The organism is Caulobacter sp. S45, from assembly GCF_009765965.1.
In the GTDB taxonomy this organism is placed as follows: Bacteria; Pseudomonadota; Alphaproteobacteria; order Caulobacterales; family Caulobacteraceae; genus CAHJWH01.
On sequence record NZ_LMUL01000014.1, the window covers coordinates 2,607,302 to 2,624,210 of the forward strand.

Here is a 16,909-nt window from a genome sequence, read left to right on the forward strand (position 1 = left end):
ATGACCCTTAGCGGTCCTCCAGTGCATCCGTTCTAGATTGGCGCGCCTCGGTCGCCGTCTCTGCGCGCTGCTTCAACGCCACGAGCAACCCCTCAATGGAATAGGGCTTTTTGAGCAACTCGAAGCCATGCGTGCCTTCCTCGGCGAGGACGTGGCTGTAGCCGCTGGTGAGGACCACCTCCAGGTCCGGCCAGCGTGCTTTGACTGCGTGTCCGAGTTCGATCCCGCTCATGCCTGGCATGACGACGTCGGAAAACACCAAGTCGAAGGCGTCGCGGTTCTGGTTGAGCGCCTCCAGCGCGCTTTGCCCATCTGCGACCCAGGTCACCGTTTGGCCTAGTTCGCTCAGGAGGCCAGCCGCAAAGTTGCCGACCCCCTCGTTGTCTTCAACCAGCAGGATTTTGCGCGTGGGCAGCGTAGCGAGATCGATAGGCGCGACCTTTGCCTCCAGCGCTCCAACACTTGCGGTTGATCGAGGAAGGTAAAGCGTGAACGCGGTCCCGACACCGAGTTGGCTGTGGACGTCGATCTCTCCGCCCGACTGCTTGGCGAAACCGTAGACCTGGCTGAGACCGAGCCCTGTGCCCTTGTCGATCGCCTTGGTGGTGAAGAAGGGCTCGAAGATCTGAGTCAGGGTCGCAGGTTCCATCCCTGTCCCTGTATCGGCGATCTCAACCGCCACGAAATCGCCCGCCATCGCAGCGTGACCTCGAACGGCCGGGACACCTGTGGAAGCCGACACCGATAGCTTGATCAGGCCGCCGCTTGGCATGGCGTCGCGGGCGTTGATGATCATGTTCAGGATAGCGGTCTCGAACTGGCTAGGGTCCGCTTCGACCGTGGGAGAGGTGTCGGGAAGATCGAGTTCGACCCGAACCGATGAGCCGATAGTCGTTCCGATGATCTGATGCAATCCGCGTAGCCGCGCCCCCACGTCGAACGCCTCCGGCCTGAGAGGTTGGCGGCGCGCGAAAGCAAGGAGCTGCCCGGTGAGCGTTGTGGCGCGTTTCGCCGTGTCGGCGATGGCTTGCGCGTACCGCAGGCGCCGCCGGTCGTCGAGTTCCGGCCGAAGGAGAAAGTCGGCCGAGGCGCGGATCACCGTCAGCAAGTTGTTGAAGTCGTGCGCGACTCCACCGGTGAGGCGGCCAACGGCCTCCATCTTCTGCGCCTGCACCAGAGCCTCGCGGGAGCGTTCAAGCTCCTCCTGGACCTTGCGCTTTTCAGTGATGTCGCGTGTCACCTTGGCGAAGCCGACCAGCTCTCCGCGGTCGTCGCGGATCGGATCGATCACCACGTTCGCCCAGAATCGTTCGCCGTTCTTGCGAACGCGGTGGGCCTCGCCTTCGAACTTCCCCTCGGCTAACGCCGTCGCCAGAGCCTTGGCCGGCGCGCCGGCGGCGCGGTCCTCCTCGGTGTAGAAGCGGGAGAAGTGTTGCCCGACGATCTCCTCGGCGGTGTAGCCCTTGATGGCTTGCGCGCCGGAGTTCCAATTGGTGACGTGGCCGTCTGGATCGAGCATGTAGATGGCGTAGTCGTGCACGCCCTGGACCAGCAGGCGGAAGCGCTGCTCGCTGGCCACCAGCGCTTCGTCCACGACCCGGCGCGCAGAGATGTCTCGAGTGATCTTGGCATACCCGATGACCCGGTCGCCTTCACCGATCACGGGGTCGATGACCACGTGGGTCCAAAAGCGGGTGCCGTCCTTGCGTACGCGCCAACCTTCGGACTCGAAGCGGCCTTCGGTGGCGGCGGTTTTCAAGGCCCGCGCGGGAAGCCCGGCTATCCGATCTTCCTCGGTGTAGAAGGTCGAGAAGTGCTGGCCGATGATCTCGTCCGCCGTGTAGCCCTTGAAGCGCTCGGCCCCCGTATTCCAGGTCGCCACGTGGCCTTCCGCATCCAGCAGGTAGATGGCGTAATCCTTGACCGCGTCGATCAGGACCTGAAAGCGCTCCACCTGCGCGAGGTCGGAAATCAGCCGGGGTTTGGGTGTCTGCATATGACCCTTGGGAACAGCTCGCGGCGGTCGCGACAAAAACCGTCGGCGGCAGTTCAAGCGCGACCATAGCCGCTTCGCGCTAGAGCGAGAAGGTGCTGACGGACCGCTTGCGGCAACTGTATTCGGCTCGCGTCGCGTCAAATGCAAAGCGCCTCACCCCGCCTTCGCCGCCCGTCGTCCCGCCATGCGACGACCGAAGTCCTTCAGGATTTCATGCGCTGCATTGTGGCCGGGGGCGCCGGTGACGCCGCCGCCGGGGTGGGTGCCCGAGCCGCACTGGTAGAGGCCCGCGACCGGGCTGCGGTAGTGACCGTGGCCCAGCACCGGGCGGGCGCTGAACATCTGATCGAGCGTCAGGGCGCCGTGCATGATGTCGCCGCCGACCAGACCGAAGGTGCGCTCCAGGTCGAGCGGCGTCATCGACTTGCGCGCGATCACCGACGCCTTGAAGCCGGGCGCGTGGCGCTCGACCGTGTCGATCATCAGGTCGGCGACCTCCTCGCGGTGGTCGTCCCAGGACCGGCCGTCCGGCAGTTGCGGCGCGACGTGCTGGCAGAACAGGCTGGCGACGTGCTGGCCCGGCGGGGCGAGGCTGTCGTCGAGGGTGGAGGGGATCAACACCTCCACGATCGGCTCCTTGGACCAGCCGTGGGCGCGGGCGTCGGCGTAGGCGCGCTCCATATAGGCCAGGGTCGGGGCGATGATGATGCCGCCGGTCAGATGGTCGCCGGGTTCCGGCAGGCAGGTGAAGCGCGGTAGTTCCGACAGCGCCACGTTCATGCGGAAGGTGGCCGAGCCGCAGCGATAGCGCGCGATGCGTTCGCGGAAGTCGTCCGGCAGGACCGTGGAGTCGACCAGTTTCTCGAACAACAGCTTGGGGTTCAGGTTGGAGACGATGGCGCGGGCGCTGAACTGCTCGCCGGCCTCGGTGACGACGCTGGTGGCGCGCCCGTTCTCGACCACCACTTCGCGCACCGGCGCATCGGTGCGGATGTCGACGCCGAGCGCCGCGCAGGCCTTGGCCATGGCCTGGGTGATGGCGCCCATGCCGCCGATGGCGTGGCCCCAGGTCCCCTTCTTGCCGTTCACCTCGCCGAACACGTGGTGCAGCAGCACGTAGGCGGTGCCGGGGCTGTAGGGGCTGGCGTAGGCTCCCACGATGCCGTCGAACCCGAAGGCCGCCTTGATCGGCGCACTCTCGAACCAGCCGTCCAGCCAGTCGCCGGCCGATTGGGAGAACAGGGCCAGCAGGTCGCGCCGCGCGGTCGTATCGAGCTTGGCCAGCGAGCGTCCGAGCGCCGCGCCCTTCAGCATCTCGGCGAATCCCGCAAGGCCGCCGCCCATTTCCACATTGGGCGGGGCCTTCAGCACCAAGTCGCGCAGCACGTCGGCTATGGCCTCCAGACGGTCGTTATAGGCGTCCAGCCTTTCCGCATCGCGCTTGGAGAACTTGGCGATCTCGGCCTTGGTGCGGCCCTCGCCGACGATCAGGTATTCGGTGTCGTTCAGCGGCAGGAAGTTGGCGGCCCGGCGATGGACGATCTCCAGCCCGTGGCCGGCGAGGTCCATGTCTGTGATGACCTTGGGGTTCAGCAGCGAGACGGTGTAGCTGGCGGTGGAGTTGCGGAAGCCCGGATGGAATTCCTCGGTCACCGCCGCGCCGCCGACGATGTGGCGGCGCTCAAGCACTGTCACCTTCAGCCCCGCCCGCGCGAGGTAGAAGGCGCAGACCAAGCCATTGTGGCCCCCGCCGACAATGACGATGTCGCTGGTATGGGTCATGCGGTTCGCCTTTTCATATGCTCTGAAATCCGCTCATCCCGGCGAATGCCGGGACCCAGATCGTAAGGCTCGGTGAGGTGAGGGTTTGCACAGCCACGCTTGGCAAGCCCGCGCCATAGGGTCTGGGTCCCGGCATTCGCCGGGATGAGCGGAGGGGGTCAAGCAGACTGACCCACAGGCGGGTGGGGCAGGGCCGCTTCCGGGATGGCCGCGCGCATCCGCGCGGCGAAGCTGGCCAGGCATGGCTCGGCCGGCGACAGCGGCCCGCTGACATAGCTGGACGACGCCATGCCCGCCTGCACCCGCTCGATCAGCACGGTGTCCTCAGCGTTGACCTGCCGGTTGATGCGCCAGTTCAGATAGCGGGCGGCGCGGGTTTCGCGGCGGCTGTCGGGATGGGCGTAGGCGATCTCGCGGATCAGGGTCTGGGTGGCCGAGACCGGGATGAACTGCATGAAGTCCACCTGGTCGGGATAGACGTCGAAGGCCATGTTCGGCCACAGCTTGTAATAGTTCCAGGTCCGCTGCAGCGGAGCGGGTAGGTGGTCGAACCCGCCGAGCAGGCCCTGGTAACCGCGCTCGGACCAGTTGGACGAGGGCGTCTTGGTGATGACGCCGGACATCTTGTCGACCCAGGGCTGGGCCTCCAGCGCATAGGTCCCGGCGAACAGGCGCGACAGGCCGGGATGGGCGACCGGGATGTGCAGCCCGTCGGCGTAGTTGTCCGACACGTTCTTCCAGTTCACCGGGCGGGGGCGCATCACCACCTTGCCGCGCGGTTGTAGCTTCTCGAAGGCGTAGGCGGATATCTCGGCGTCGTAGGGCGACATCATCTCGGCGACGCTGGGCAGGCCGGGCCCGAGGCGGATGAAGACGAAGCCGCGCCATACCTCCTGCTCGACCGGTTTCAGCCCGAGCGCGGTGGTGTCCTGCCCCTCGAAACCCTGCCAGCGCGGAATCGCCGCCAGCCGGCCGTCCAGGCCATAGCTCCAGGCGTGATAGGGGCAGACCAGCCGCCGTCCGCAATTGCCGTGCGAGCCGTCGGCCAGGCGCGAGGCGCGGTGACGGCAGACGTTGTGGAAGCTGCGCACCTCGCCGTCTTCGCCGCGCACGGTGAGGATCTTGTCGTCGAGGAAGTCGAACGCCTGGTAGTCGCCCGTCGCCGGGATGTCGTTGACGTGGCAGACGATCTGCCAAGTCTGGCGGAACAGCCGTTTCCGCTCCAGGGCGAAAAAGGCGGGGTCGGTGTAGAGCCAGGCAGGCAGGCTTTCCGACAGCGGTTCGGCCATGGCGATCTCCAGGGCAGGCGATTGCTATACGGTCGTATAATTGTCTACGCGAGGCAAGCCCTTCCGAAGCTCAGGCCAGTTCGGCCTTCACCCATCTGGCCGCGATCTGCATTGCCTCGTTTCGCGAGAAGGTGGATGGGTCCAGGCACAGCTCCAACCACAGTCCGTCGAGTAGGGCCGACAAGCCGATCGCCGACAGCCTCAAATCCAACGGACGCTCTCGCGCCGTCGCCATGTCCTCCAGCAGCCCTTCCAGCCTCCTTCGATAGGCGACGTAGGTCTCGCCGTGCTTGGCGGCGGTGACGGGATCGGTGCGGACCAAGCCCCAGAAGCCCAGCCAGGCCGAGAGCAGGTCGCGGTCGACCACGGTCTCGCTGAAGCTGGCCTCGACGAAGGCGTGCATCCGGAGGTCCGGATCGTCGCCGGCGGCGGCGACCGCCTGGTCGAGCGCTGCGTCCACCTGGGCGACCACGGTGGCGTAGGCTTCGGCCAGCAGGTTGGAGAAGCCGCCGAAATGGTGGCGGATCAGCCCCGGTGACACGCCCGCGCGCTTGGCGACGTCGCGCACCGACACCGCTCCCAGCCCCCTGTCCGCAAGGCTGGCCAGGGTCGCGGCGATCAGCGCCGCGCGCCTGACCTCCGTGGTCTCGCGCGAGAAGGCCTTGGCCACGCCACTCAATCCTTGGCCGACATCGCCCGGACCAGGCGGTCGACATAGGTCACGCCCGTATTGAAGGCCGAGGCCCGGATACGCTCGTCGCGGCCGTGTTCGCGGTGGTCGTCCTGGTCGATGAAGACGGTGGAGGCGACATAGCTCGGCAGGCCGGCCTCGCGCGTATAGACCGAGTCCGAGGCCCCAACTTCGAGGTCCGGGATCACCAGGGGATCGGGGTAGAGACCTGCCGCCGCCGCCCGATAACGGGCCAGGACCGCCGGCGAGGGCCTAGTCTCGGGGCTGGGATCGATGGGGCCGTCCATGCTCATGCGGATACCCGGATCGTCCAGCACCTTCGCCAGCGTTGCGCGCACATCCTGCGGGGTTTCGCCCGGCAGCAGGCGGCATTGGATCGTGGCTCGAGCGCGCTGGGGCAGGGCGCTTTCGCCTTCACCGCCATGGACGACGGTGGCCACGCAGGTGGTGCGCAGGGTGGCGTTCAGTTCGGGATCGGCGCTGAGCCGCTTCACCGCCCCCGCGTCGAGATCGCCCCCGGCGACGCGCAGCATGTCGGCCCTGACCTGGCCAGCCTGGGTGGTGGCGTAGGCCTTGAAGAAGGCGCGGGTGGTGGCGGTGGTGCGCGCGGGGAAGGTGAAGCCCTGGATGCGCTTCAGCCCGTCGACCAGTTGGTAGATCGCGTTGTCCGGCCGAGGCACGGAGCTGTGGCCGCCGCGGTCGGTCGTCTCCAGTTCGAAGGTCACGTAGAGTTTCTCGCTGGTCTCCACGCCTAGAAACAGGAGTTTGCCGTCCCGCATCTGGCCGCCCTGGCCGTCCTGGTTGATCGAGAAGCCGGCGTCCACCAGGTCGCGGTGATGGGCCAGCAGCCACTGCATGCCGTTGGCGTCGCCGCCTGCCTCCTCGTCGGCGGTGAAGGCGAAGATGATGTCGCGGTCGGGCCGATAGCCTTCGCGTTTCAGCCGGGTCGCCTCGGTCAGCAGCAGGGCGTCGTCGCCCTTCATGTCCTGGGTCCCGCGCCCGTACAGATAGCCGTCCTTCTCGGTCAGCTTGAACGGGGCGACGGACCAGTTGCGCGGATCGGCCTCCACCACGTCCAGATGGCCGATCACCAGCAGGGGCTTGGACAGGCCCTTACCGCGCAGACGGATGACCACGTTACCCTTGGTAGGGTGATCAGCGGGGGCCAGCACCTGCACGTCGGCCGGCGCATAACCCGCGGCCAGGGCTCGCGCAGCGATAGCCTTGGCCAGTTCTGTCGAGCCGTGGGCGTGGGTGGTGTCGGTCGTGACCATCTGCGCGAGGATTTCACGCGCCAGCGGCCGATAGTCCGTCGTCGCCGATAAGGCAGGGCGCGCGCCCGCGGCGAGCGCGGCCAGGGCGAAGACCGTGCCACGCCGCCATTTCATCCGCATCCCGACCCCGCCTGACCACTTCTAGGACAGCATTGGCTGGGCGCTGCGCGCTGGCGTCAAGCCTGAAGCAGTCGGCGCCCGGCCTGTCATGTATCGCTTGCCGGGTCCCAGGACATTCGATCACCTAAGGGCGATCTGGACGGAATCGCCGACCGGTCGTGGAGATGCGCGCGTGCCTCGACGCCGGATGCGGTTCCTGGACCTGGTGCTGTTCACTCTGGCCACTTCGGTGTCGATCCGATGGCTCCCGGCGGCGGCGGCGGCGGGGCCGGTATCGCTATTGCTTTGGGCGGCGGCCATGCTGGGATTCATGGTTCCGCTGGTGGTCGCCACCGCCGAACTCGCCACCCGCTTTCAAGGCGAGGGCGGCCTGTATGTCTGGGCGCGCGAGACGCTGGGTCCGTTCGCGGGCTTTCTGTGCGGGTGGCTCTACTGGACCAGCAACCTGCCGTTCTTCTCCGGGCTGGTGGTGTTCATCCTCAACGCCTTCGCCATGGCGGGCGGACCTCATGTCCAGGCGTTCATGGAGCAGCCCGCCGTCTTCCTTGCTGGATCAGTGAGCCTGGTGGTGGTGGTGACGGGCCTGCATCTCCTGGGACTCGGCGCCGGCAAATGGGCGTCCAACCTGGGGACGGTGGCCATGTTCGGCCTGCTGGGCGTGTTGGTGGCGGCGGGCGTGTTCCAGGCCGTCTCCCATGGGCCGGCGACGAACTTCCACCATGCGTCCTGGCGACCCCCGCTGGATGCGAACGGCGCCATCCTCTGGTCGACCATGGTGTTCGCCTTCGGCGGACCGGAAGCGCTGGCCTTCCTGCGCAACGAGATCGACGGCGGGATCAAGCGGATCGTGCGCATCCTGGCCTGGGTCGGGGCGCTTCAGGTCGTGGCCTATGGGCTCGGCACCCTGGCCATGCTGTCCATCATGACGCCGGGCGAGAACTCGCGCCTGTCGGGCATACCCCAGGCGCTGCAGCGCGGGCTTGGCGATCTGGGTCTGGCGCGGGTGGCGCCCATGGCCCTGTTGTTGCTGGGGATCGCCTTCCTGGGCGGCTTCAGCGCCTGGTTCGGCGTGGCGGCGCGTCTGCCGTTCGCCGCCGGCGTGGACGCGTTCCTGCCCAAGGCGTTCGCCCGGCGCGATCCGAAGACCGGCGCGCCGGTGGTCTCGATCATCGCCCAGGCGGCAGCCACCATCCTACTGGTGGTGATCAGCCAGGCCGGCGTCAACCTGAAGGCCGCCTACGACTTCCTCGTATCGATGAGCGTGCTGTCCTACACCATCCCGTTCCTGTTCCTGTTCGTCATCTACATGAGGGCTCAGCGTCGACCGCTTCAGGCCGACGGGTGGGGACCGCCCGGCGGTGCGCCCGTGGCCATGGCCCTAGGCGGCGTCGGGCTGGTGGTGACAGCGAGCGCCATCCTCTGCACCCTGGTTCCAAGCCCGGACGCTGTCGACAAGGTGGGCGCGGTGATCAAGCTGATCCTGTCTTCGGGCGTGCTGGTGGCGGCTGGGGTCGTGGCCTACGCCGCCGCCGCGTGGAAGCGGCGACCGGCGCCTCAGATCGGCTGATCGAGCGATGCCGCCAAGCCTGTGAACAGCTTGGGGCCCGTCTCGGTCATGTGCCAGCAGTCTTCCAGGCGGATACCGAACTCGCCAGGGGTGTAGAGGCCGGGTTCGTCGGAGAAGCACATCCCCGCCTGCAGCGGCGTGGCGTCGCCGTGCACCAGGTAGGGCGACTCGTGGCCATCCAGGCCAATGCCGTGGCCGGTGCGGTGCGACAGGCCCGGCAGGTGATAGCCCGGCCCCCAGCCCTCCTTCACGTAGAAGCCGCGCACCGCGTCATCGATGGTCCCGACGGGTATGCCCAGGCGCGCGGTCTCCAGCGCGATCTCCTGGCCGCGCTTGACCGTGTTCCACACCTTGCGCTGGCGGGCCGTCGCTTGGCCGTGCACCCAACTACGCGAGATGTCGGACTGATAGCCGTGCACCGTGCAGCCGCAGTCCATCAGGATCACTGAGCCTTCGCGCACCGATTGCGGTTGGACCGAGCCGTGCGGATAGGCGCTGGCCTCGTTCAGCAGCACCAGGGCGAATTCCGGCGAGCCGCCCATCGCCTGGGTGGCGGCGTTCATCAGGGCGGCGATGTCGGGGCCGCGCATGCCGGTCTCGACCCGCTGGTGGACGTGGCGCAGGGCGGCGATGGTGATGTCGTTGGCGGTCTGCATCAGCGCCAACTCGGCCGGCGATTTGATCAGCCGGCACTCGCGCACCAGGGTGTCGCCGGAGACGATGGGCAGATTTCCGCCGGCCGCCTCGCGCACCCCGTCGACGATGAAGAAGCGCGTGGTCGCCTCCACCGCCAGCGGGCCGGCGCCGGCGCCGCGGTCGCGCAAGGCGCCGTAGATGCGGGCGAAGGGGCTCTCGTGCTCGTCCCAGGGCCGGACCTCGCCGCCGACTTGCAGGGTCTCGCGCACCGAGGGCTCCTCGAAGGCGGGTGTGACGATCACCACCTCGCCCCGGGCCGGGATCACCGCCGCCGTGGTCCGCTCCGAGCGATGCCAGCGCACGCCGGTGAAGTATTCCAGGCTGGAGCCCGGTTCGATCAGCATCGCCCCGATCTTGCGGGCCTGCATCAGGGCCTGCAGCTTGGCCAGCCGGGCGCGGCGCTCCTCCACCGTGATCGCCTTGGCGTCGGTGGTCAGAGGTTTCAGGCCGGCGGTGTCGGCGGCGGCGGCCTTGGCCACGGCGGGCGCGCTCGCGATTGCGCCGGCCGCCATGAGCATTCCGCGTCGAGATAGTTTCATGGTCCGGTTCCCCCAGCTTTGATGCTGCGACGCCTTGCGCCGGGTTGCAACGGCGCGTGCGAAACGTTTTGTGGATTCAAGCCGCTGGACGGCTCGAAGCCGCCGCGTTCGGATCGGGACCGCCGGCCGCGATCCAATCGTCCAACACCGTCTCCAGGGTGCGCAGTGGCACCGAACCGAGGCTGAGGATCATGTCGTGGAAGCGGCGTTGGTCGAACCGGGCGCCGAGCGTGGTCTCGGCCTTGGCCCGCTCGCGCCGGATCAGCATTTCGCCCAGCTTGTAGGCCAGGGCCTGGCCGGGGGTGTTGATATAGCGGTCGACCTCGATTGCGACCTCGTGGTCGGACAGGGCGGTGTGGCTGGACAGGTAGTCGATCGCCTGCTGGCGGCTCCAGCCCATGTGGTGCAGGCCGGTGTCCACCACCAGGCGCGCGGCCCGCCACATCTCGTAGGTCTCGCGGCCGAACTCGTCGTAGGGCGTCTTGTAGATGCCCATCTTGGTTCCCAGCCACTCCATGTAGAGCGCCCAGCCCTCGCCATAGCCGGAGAAGTAGGTGGTCTTGCGGATCTCCGGCCGGTCGGGCGCCTCCAGCGCCAGGGCGGCCTGGAAGCTGTGGCCGGGCACGCACTCGTGCAGGGTCAGCGGCAGGATGGTGTAGAGCGGCCGCGCCGGCAGGTTGTAGGTGTTCATCAGGCAGGTATCGAGGCCGCCATTGCCGCCCGTGGCGTAGGGCGCCATCGCGGCGGGGGTCGGCGTGATGCTGAAGCGGTAGCGCGGCAGTAGGCCGAAGGTGAACTTGAGCTGGCCGTAGACCTCGTTGGCCACATAGGTCGACTTGGCGATCAGCTCGTAGGGCGTCTTGGCGTAGAACTGCGGGTCGGTCTTCAGGTACTTCAGGAAACCCTGGAAGTCGCCGGTCCAGCCGGCGGCCTTCATCGTCGCCTGCATGTCGGCGTCGATCCGCGCGACCTCCTTCAGGCCGATGGCGTGGATCTCCTCCGGGGTCATGTCCAGGGTGGTGAACTCGCGGACCTTGGCCCGGTAATAGGCCTTGCCGTCGGGCAGCGCCTCGGCCGCGATGGTGGTGCGGGCATGGGGCATGTAGTCGGTGCGCAGGAAGGCCAGCAGGCGGCCGAAAGCGGGCGCGACGCTGCCCGAGATCACCGCTTGGCCCTGGGCCTGCAGCGCCTCGCGCTCCGCGGCCGGGATGGAGGCGGGCATGTCTGCGAACGGCGCGTAGAACGGATTCTGCGACGCGCTCGTCTCGGCCAGAGGCGCTACTGGCCCGTCGCGGCCCTTCATGGAGATTTGCGGCTTGGTGAACCCCCGCTTCAGCCCGGCCCGCATGTCGACGATCTGTTCGTCGACATAGCGCGGCGTCTCCTGCAGCCGACTGAGATAGGCCTTGTATTCCGCAACCGTGCCGAACCCCTGGTGCGGGGCCATCCAGGTCCAGAAGCCGAAGCCGTCCTCGTAGTCCTTGAACCTGATCTGGGCGACGAAGGCCTCCAGCGCGGTGCGGAAGACCGCGGCGTTGATCTTGTCCTCCGGCGTCAGCTGGTCGAGCGGGATGGCGTCGAGTTCGTGCAGCGCGTCGGCCCAGTAGGCGAGGCGCTGCTGCTGGCTGGCTGCGTCGACATGGGGCAGGTGCTCGCGTCCGCCGACGTCCTCGTCGTCGGCGCCCATGTGCTGGTCGTGGGTGCGCCAGCGCCATTCGGCGGCCAGCAGCGCCTTCAGCTTCGCATCGCCCGGGCCGTCGACGGGCGCCTGGGCGTGGGCGGCGAGCGCAGTGCTCGCCATGAGGACCGCCAGCGTGGGCCCGATCAGTTTGGTCATGTCCACTCTCCGAGACATCGGTCCGCTCCCGCCCTAGTGGACCGCGCCCGTGTTCGGATCGACCGGGTCGTCGCCGCCCTCGGCGATGAACTGGTCCAGTCGCGCCTTCAGCACCGGCAGCGGCACCGAACCCAGCGACAGGATGGTGTCGTGGAAGGCGCGGGGGTCGAACTTCGGCCCCAGCTTCTGCTCGGCGTCGGCGCGGGCCTGGCGGATGGTCATCTCGCCCAGCTTGTAGGCCAGGGCCTGGCCCGGCCAGGCGATGTAGCGGTCGACCTCGGTCTCGATCTCGTGCTCGGACAGGGCGGTGTGGTCGCGCAGGTACTGCTGGGCCTTCTCGCGGCTCCAGCCCTCGTGGTGGATGCCGGTGTCGATCACCAGCCGGCAGGCGCGCCAGATCTCGTAGGACAGTCGGCCGAAGTCCTCGTAGGGCGTGTCGTAGACGCCCATCTTGGTCCCCAGCCATTCCATGTACAGCGCCCAGCCCTCGCCGTAGCCGGAGAAGCCGGTCTGCTTGCGGAAGTCGGGGCGGTCGCGGGCCTCGGTGGCGACGGCGGCCTGGAAGCTGTGGCCGGGATTGCACTCGTGCAGGGTCAGGGCGGTGAGGGTGTAGAGCGGACGCGACGGCAGGTCGTAGGTGTTCATCAAACAGGAATCGAGCCCGCCGCGGCCCCCGGTGTAGATCGGCGCCAGCTCCGGCGGCACCGGCAGGATGGTGAAGCGCCGGCGCGGCAGGAAGCCGAAGTTGGCGGCAAGCTTGCCGTCCACCCGCTTGGCCACATAGGCGGTGAAGGCCAGCAGTTCGTGCGGCGTCTTGGGATAGAACTGCGGGTCGGTGCGCAGGAACACCAGGAACTGGGGCATGCTCCCCTTGAAGCCGGTCTTGGCCTTGACCGCCTCCATTTCGGCGGAGATGCGCTCCACCTCCTTCAGCCCGATCTGGTGGATCTCGTCGGGCGACAGGTCCAGCGTGGTGAAGGCCTTGATCTGAGCGCGGTAGAAGGCCTTGCCGTCAGGCTCGGCCTCGCCCGCCAGGGTGGTGCGGGCGTGCTGCATGTAGTCGTCGCGGATGAAGGCCAGCAGCTTGGCGTAGGCGGGCGCCGCCGCCTCGCGGATCGCGGCCTCGCCCTCGGCCTTCAGCTGCGCCTGTTCGGCGGCCGGAATCGAAGCCGGCATGGCGTTGAAGGGGGTGTGGAGCGGGCTGTCGGTCGAGGCCACGACATAGGGCTCGATGGTCTTGTCGCGTCCCGTCACCACCACGCGCGGGATGCTGAAGCCGCGCTTGAGACCAGCGCGCATATTGGCGGTCTGCTCGTCGAAATAGCGCGGGATTTCGCGCAGGCGCGAGATGTAGTCGCGGTAGGCCTGGGCGGTGGGGAAGCCCCCCGAGCGGGGACTCAGACCCGTCCAGAAGAAGGTGTCGGCGTTGAAGGGCGCCTCGTAGGTCTTGAACTTGACGTTGGAGGCCAAGGTCTCGACGGATTCGCGGAACACCGCCGCGTTGATCTTCTCCTCAGGCGAAAGCTGGTCGACCTGGATGCTGTTGAGCTCCGCCAGCGCCTTGGTCCAATAGGCCAGGTGCGCCGCCTGGGTCGCCGCGTCGACGTGGGGCAGGTGGGCGCCGGTCTCGGACCAGTGGCCGTGCTTGTCCTGCACGTGGCCGAGTTCGGCCTGACGCCAGGACCATTCCGAATCGTAGAGGGTGCGGAGCCGCTGGTCGGCGCTCGGCGCGTCCGCCCAGGCCGGGGCGCTTAGAACCAGGCTGGCGACGCCGGCGAGGGCGAGTTGGCGGATCGCGTTGCTCATCTGGACCTGTCCCCCGACGCGTCTCTCGCGGCCCACACGGACATGTGGGATCAAGCAGAACGCGATTTGGAATACGGTATACGGTGACTGTTTCGTGTCAACGGAGCCCAGGCCGTGCGACGCTATTCGCTGCCCGCGACCGTTGGTTCGCCATCTCGGCGATAGGTTTTGCCGCCTTGCATCACGAAGTCGACGTGTTCGAACAGTTCCGGGTGGCTGAGCGGATCGCCTTTCACCGCGACCAGGTCGGCGTACTTCCCGGGGGCGATCGATCCGATGTCGTCGGATGCGCCGATCAGGTCGGCCGCGTTGCGGGTCGCCGTCAACAGGGCGTCGGACGGCGCCATGCCGTTGGCGATCAGCAGTCCGAACTCCATGGCGTGATCGCCCTCGCCGATGTCGGTGCCGTAGGCGATCTTGACCCCGCTGCGGATGGCGAGCGGCAGGTTGCGCTTGGGCAACTGGTCGTTGGCCATCTCCTTGGGGGCGGTGCCGGGCGTCAGCAGTTCGGGATGATCGCGCGCGGCGGCGTAGAACACGTCGTAGACGGTCAGGGTCGGCACCAGATAGGTCCCGTGCGCCTTCATCAGGGCGAAGGTCTGGGCAGTGGCGAACGAGCCGTGCTCCACCGAATCGACGCCGGCCATCACCGCGTTCTCGATCGCGCCCGCCGGGTAGATGTGGGCCGCCACCTTCAGCCCCAGGGCGTGGGCGGTCTCCACCGCGACGCGCATCTCCTCGTTGGTCATCAACTGCTGGCGGGGGTTGTCGCCGGTCGAGGCGATGCCGCCCGACGGCATCAGCTTGATCAGGTCCGCACCGCGGCGCCTGTGTTCGCGCACCTTCAGGCGCGCCTGTTCGGGCGTATCTACTAAGCCGTTGTCCCAGCCGGGATGCTCCAGCGCCGAATCCAGGCCGTCGTGGGGATCGCCATGGCCAGCCGTCGGGCCGAGGGGCTCCAGCGAGACCCATAGGCGCGGGCCGGAAATCTGGCCGGCCTTGATCGCATCTCGGATCGCAACGGTTTCATCGCCGCCGCCCACATCGCGGGCGCTGGTGAAGCCCTGCTGCAGCATCCGCCGCGCGAACACTGTTCCCTGGAAGGCGCGGTAGAGGTCGTTGTGGGTGAGCCAGTCCTCGGTCGCGTTGGTCCGGCTGGGTAGTCGGGCGCTGATGTGGACGTGGCAATCGATGAAACCGGGCGTCACCGTCTCGTTGGAGAGGTCGATCACCTGCGCGCCCGGAGGTGTCTGGAAACCGGACTGGACGCTCACGATCCGATCGTCGTGGATCAGGATCGATACATGGCTGCGAGCGGGCTGACCCGATCCGTCGAGCAATGCGCCGGCATGGACGATCAGGTCGGTGGCGCTCGCGCCGCCCGCCGCCATCAGCAACGCCAGGGTCCCCGACCCTACGGCCCAATTGCGCAAGCTCCGCATTTCGTTCCCCGCTCCCCAGTTTCCCCTCTGAGCTAACAGCAGGGCGCCCGATTGCACAGGCGGTTGCGCGGCGCCGGAGAATTCCTTCGAAACAGCGGAAAATGTGGGCGGGGCGGCCACCTCGCCCAGGGCGCTAGCCGAAGCGGGCTCGCGCGGTCGCCCCAGGTATGTTTCCTAGCCGGACAGGGGTTTGCGGGTGGGTGAAACGCATGACTGAGCCGAAGCCGTTTCGCGAGCGTCTGTCCTGGGAGGCGGTTCCTGGCGAAATCCGCGACGGCGAAATCCGCTACATCCTGGTCCGGCCGGACGCCTTGATGGCGATCTTCGCCGGCCTCGACCCGCCGGCGCGCGACGCTGCGCTGGCGGCGTTCCAGGATTCGGTCGCCACCTTCGGCGGACAATCCGCCGCCAAGTATGCGGCCACGGCGGAGCGGCCCCTGATCGATGTCGTCGCCGCGACCGCGCCACAGCTCGGCTGGGGCTGCTGGACCGTCGAGCCGACGTCGGACGGCTATCGAATCCTAGTCGAGAACAGCCCGTTCGCGGCCGGCTTCGGCGCGGCGGATCGGCTGGTCTGCACGCCCATCGTCGGCATGCTGACGGCCGTAGGGCGGATCATGGGCGGCGGCGGCGCGGAGGTGCGCGAGACCAGCTGCGCGGCCGAGGCGGGCGGCCACACTTGCCGCTTCGAGATCGGGATCGGGGCGTCGCAATGAACCCGATGCGCGGTGGGTCGCGGCTGAAGCTCGGCACGTTCGCCAGCAACGCGGACGGCGGTCTGGCCCTGACCACCGTGGCGGAGCGCTGGACGGCTGCGTGGGACGACTGCCTGGAGGCGGCCAAGATCGCCGACACGGCGGGTCTCGACTTCCTGCTGCCCATCGCCCGCTGGCGCGGCTTCGGCGGGGTGACGCGGGCGCGGGAATGGTCGTTCGAGACCCTGACCTGGGCGGCGGCGCTGGCGGCGGCGACCCAGCGGATCGCCCTGTTCAGCACGGTGCACGTGCCGCTGGTCCACCCCCTGTTCGCGGCCAAGGCGCTGGCGACCATCGACCATGTCTCCCACGGGCGTTCCGGCCTGAATATCGTCTGCGGATGGAATCCGGACGAGTTCGCCATGTTCGGGGTGACGCTGGATGCGGACGGCTATGTGCGCGCGACCGAATGGCTGGAGGTGATCGACCGTCTCTACAGCGCCGAGCGCCCGATCGACTTCGACGGTCGCTTCTATCGGCTCAAGGACGCGATCACCCGTCCGGTCGCCTTGCAGGCGCCCAGGCCGGTGACGATGAACGCCGCCTTCAGCCCGGCCGGCCGCGACTTCGCCGCGCGTGGCTGCGACCACCTGTTCACCACCTTCTCCGATTTCGACGAAGCCGCCCGCCACATCGCCGACGCGCGAGGCCGGGCGGACGCCGCCGGCCGCAGCATCGGGGTCAGCACGGTCTGCCACGTGGTCTGCCGCGAAAGCCAGGCCGAGGCCGAGGACTACTACCAACGGTTCGCGGTGGACTGCGCCGATACCGGCGCGGTGGACGAGCACGTGTCCAAGAAGAAGGCCTTCTCGGGCTCCCACGACGACGCCACCTATCTCCGCTATCGGCAGCGGTTCGCCGGCGGCGCGGGCAGCTACCCGCTGGTCGGGACGCCGGCCTTTATCGCCGAGCAATTGAACGCGATCGTCGAGGTTGGCTATGGCGGCGTCGCCCTGTCCTTCGTCAACTACCGCGAGGAACTGCCGTTCTTTTGCGCCCAGGTGTTGCCGCTGCTCGGTCGCATGGGCCTGCGCGACTGAAGTGTCCCTTGCGCCCATCCCCATACTGATCTCGCCTCTGCTGGCGTCGATTTGAAGCGTAGATTGGAGCGTCCG

The 16,909-nt window shown here is 67.8% G+C and carries 12 protein-coding genes; 3 read left to right on the forward strand and 9 right to left on the reverse strand.

The genetic code is table 11. From position 1 onward, the window contains the following. Positions 1-7 precede the first annotated feature (7 nt). The 5 genes from GSQ87_RS19130 to GSQ87_RS19150 all read right to left on the reverse strand — a co-directional run bounded on the left by GSQ87_RS19130 (position 8) and on the right by GSQ87_RS19150 (position 7,146). Positions 8-2,137: a PAS domain-containing sensor histidine kinase gene (locus GSQ87_RS19130; RefSeq protein WP_216839401.1), complete on the reverse strand. Its 2,130-nt coding sequence runs from the start codon at positions 2,135-2,137 to the stop codon at positions 8-10. A gap of 12 nt (positions 2,138-2,149) precedes the next feature. Further along, positions 2,150-3,778, reverse strand: a complete 1,629-nt coding sequence (locus GSQ87_RS19135) for an NAD(P)/FAD-dependent oxidoreductase (RefSeq protein WP_158917189.1) — start codon at positions 3,776-3,778, stop codon at positions 2,150-2,152. 158 nt (positions 3,779-3,936) lie between these two features. Then, positions 3,937-5,067 (reverse strand): aromatic ring-hydroxylating dioxygenase subunit alpha, encoded by a 1,131-nt coding sequence (locus GSQ87_RS19140; RefSeq protein WP_158917191.1) that lies wholly within the window; start codon positions 5,065-5,067, stop codon positions 3,937-3,939. Positions 5,068-5,137: 70 nt separating this feature from the next. Then, positions 5,138-5,737 carry a transcriptional regulator BetI gene (gene betI / locus GSQ87_RS19145; RefSeq protein ID WP_158917193.1) on the reverse strand — a complete coding sequence of 200 codons (600 nt, stop codon included), beginning with the start codon at positions 5,735-5,737 and terminating at the stop codon, positions 5,138-5,140. Positions 5,738-5,742: 5 nt separating this feature from the next. Then, the gene (locus tag GSQ87_RS19150) at positions 5,743-7,146 is read right to left on the reverse strand and encodes a M20/M25/M40 family metallo-hydrolase (protein ID WP_158917195.1); all 1,404 of its coding nucleotides are present in this window, start codon (positions 7,144-7,146) and stop codon (positions 5,743-5,745) included. Positions 7,147-7,324: 178 nt separating this feature from the next. Here GSQ87_RS19150 and GSQ87_RS19155 point away from each other — a divergent pair, with 178 nt between their 5' ends. Continuing rightward, entirely contained in the window at positions 7,325-8,719 is a 1,395-nt protein-coding gene (locus tag GSQ87_RS19155; protein ID WP_158917197.1) for an APC family permease, read from the forward strand. On the opposite strand, the gene GSQ87_RS19160 is transcribed toward GSQ87_RS19155, so the two are convergent. From GSQ87_RS19160 to GSQ87_RS19175, 4 genes are all read right to left on the reverse strand, one after another. Then, entirely contained in the window at positions 8,707-9,927 is a 1,221-nt protein-coding gene (locus GSQ87_RS19160; protein WP_254063094.1) for a Xaa-Pro peptidase family protein, read from the reverse strand. The genes GSQ87_RS19155 and GSQ87_RS19160 overlap by 13 nt on opposite strands. 103 nt (positions 9,928-10,030) lie before the next feature. Then, positions 10,031-11,791: a DUF885 family protein gene (locus tag GSQ87_RS19165; protein ID WP_158917201.1), complete on the reverse strand. Its 1,761-nt coding sequence runs from the start codon at positions 11,789-11,791 to the stop codon at positions 10,031-10,033. Between the two features lie 33 nt (positions 11,792-11,824). Then, positions 11,825-13,597: a DUF885 family protein gene (locus GSQ87_RS19170; RefSeq protein ID WP_158917203.1), complete on the reverse strand. Its 1,773-nt coding sequence runs from the start codon at positions 13,595-13,597 to the stop codon at positions 11,825-11,827. Between the two features lie 122 nt (positions 13,598-13,719). After that, complete coding sequence (locus tag GSQ87_RS19175; RefSeq protein ID WP_158917205.1) at positions 13,720-15,039, reverse strand: amidohydrolase family protein; 1,320 nt, start codon at positions 15,037-15,039, stop codon at positions 13,720-13,722. Positions 15,040-15,248: 209 nt separating this feature from the next. On the opposite strand from GSQ87_RS19175, the gene GSQ87_RS19180 reads away from it, so the two are divergent. Together GSQ87_RS19180 and GSQ87_RS19185 are read left to right on the forward strand one after the other, a co-directional pair. Next, positions 15,249-15,755, forward strand: coding sequence for a 4-vinyl reductase (locus GSQ87_RS19180; RefSeq protein WP_158917207.1), 507 nt, complete (start codon positions 15,249-15,251; stop codon positions 15,753-15,755). Beyond that, entirely contained in the window at positions 15,752-16,834 is a 1,083-nt protein-coding gene (locus GSQ87_RS19185) for an LLM class flavin-dependent oxidoreductase (RefSeq protein ID WP_158917209.1), read from the forward strand. Before GSQ87_RS19180 ends, GSQ87_RS19185 begins: the two co-directional genes overlap by 4 nt. Positions 16,835-16,909: the final 75 nt, after the last annotated feature.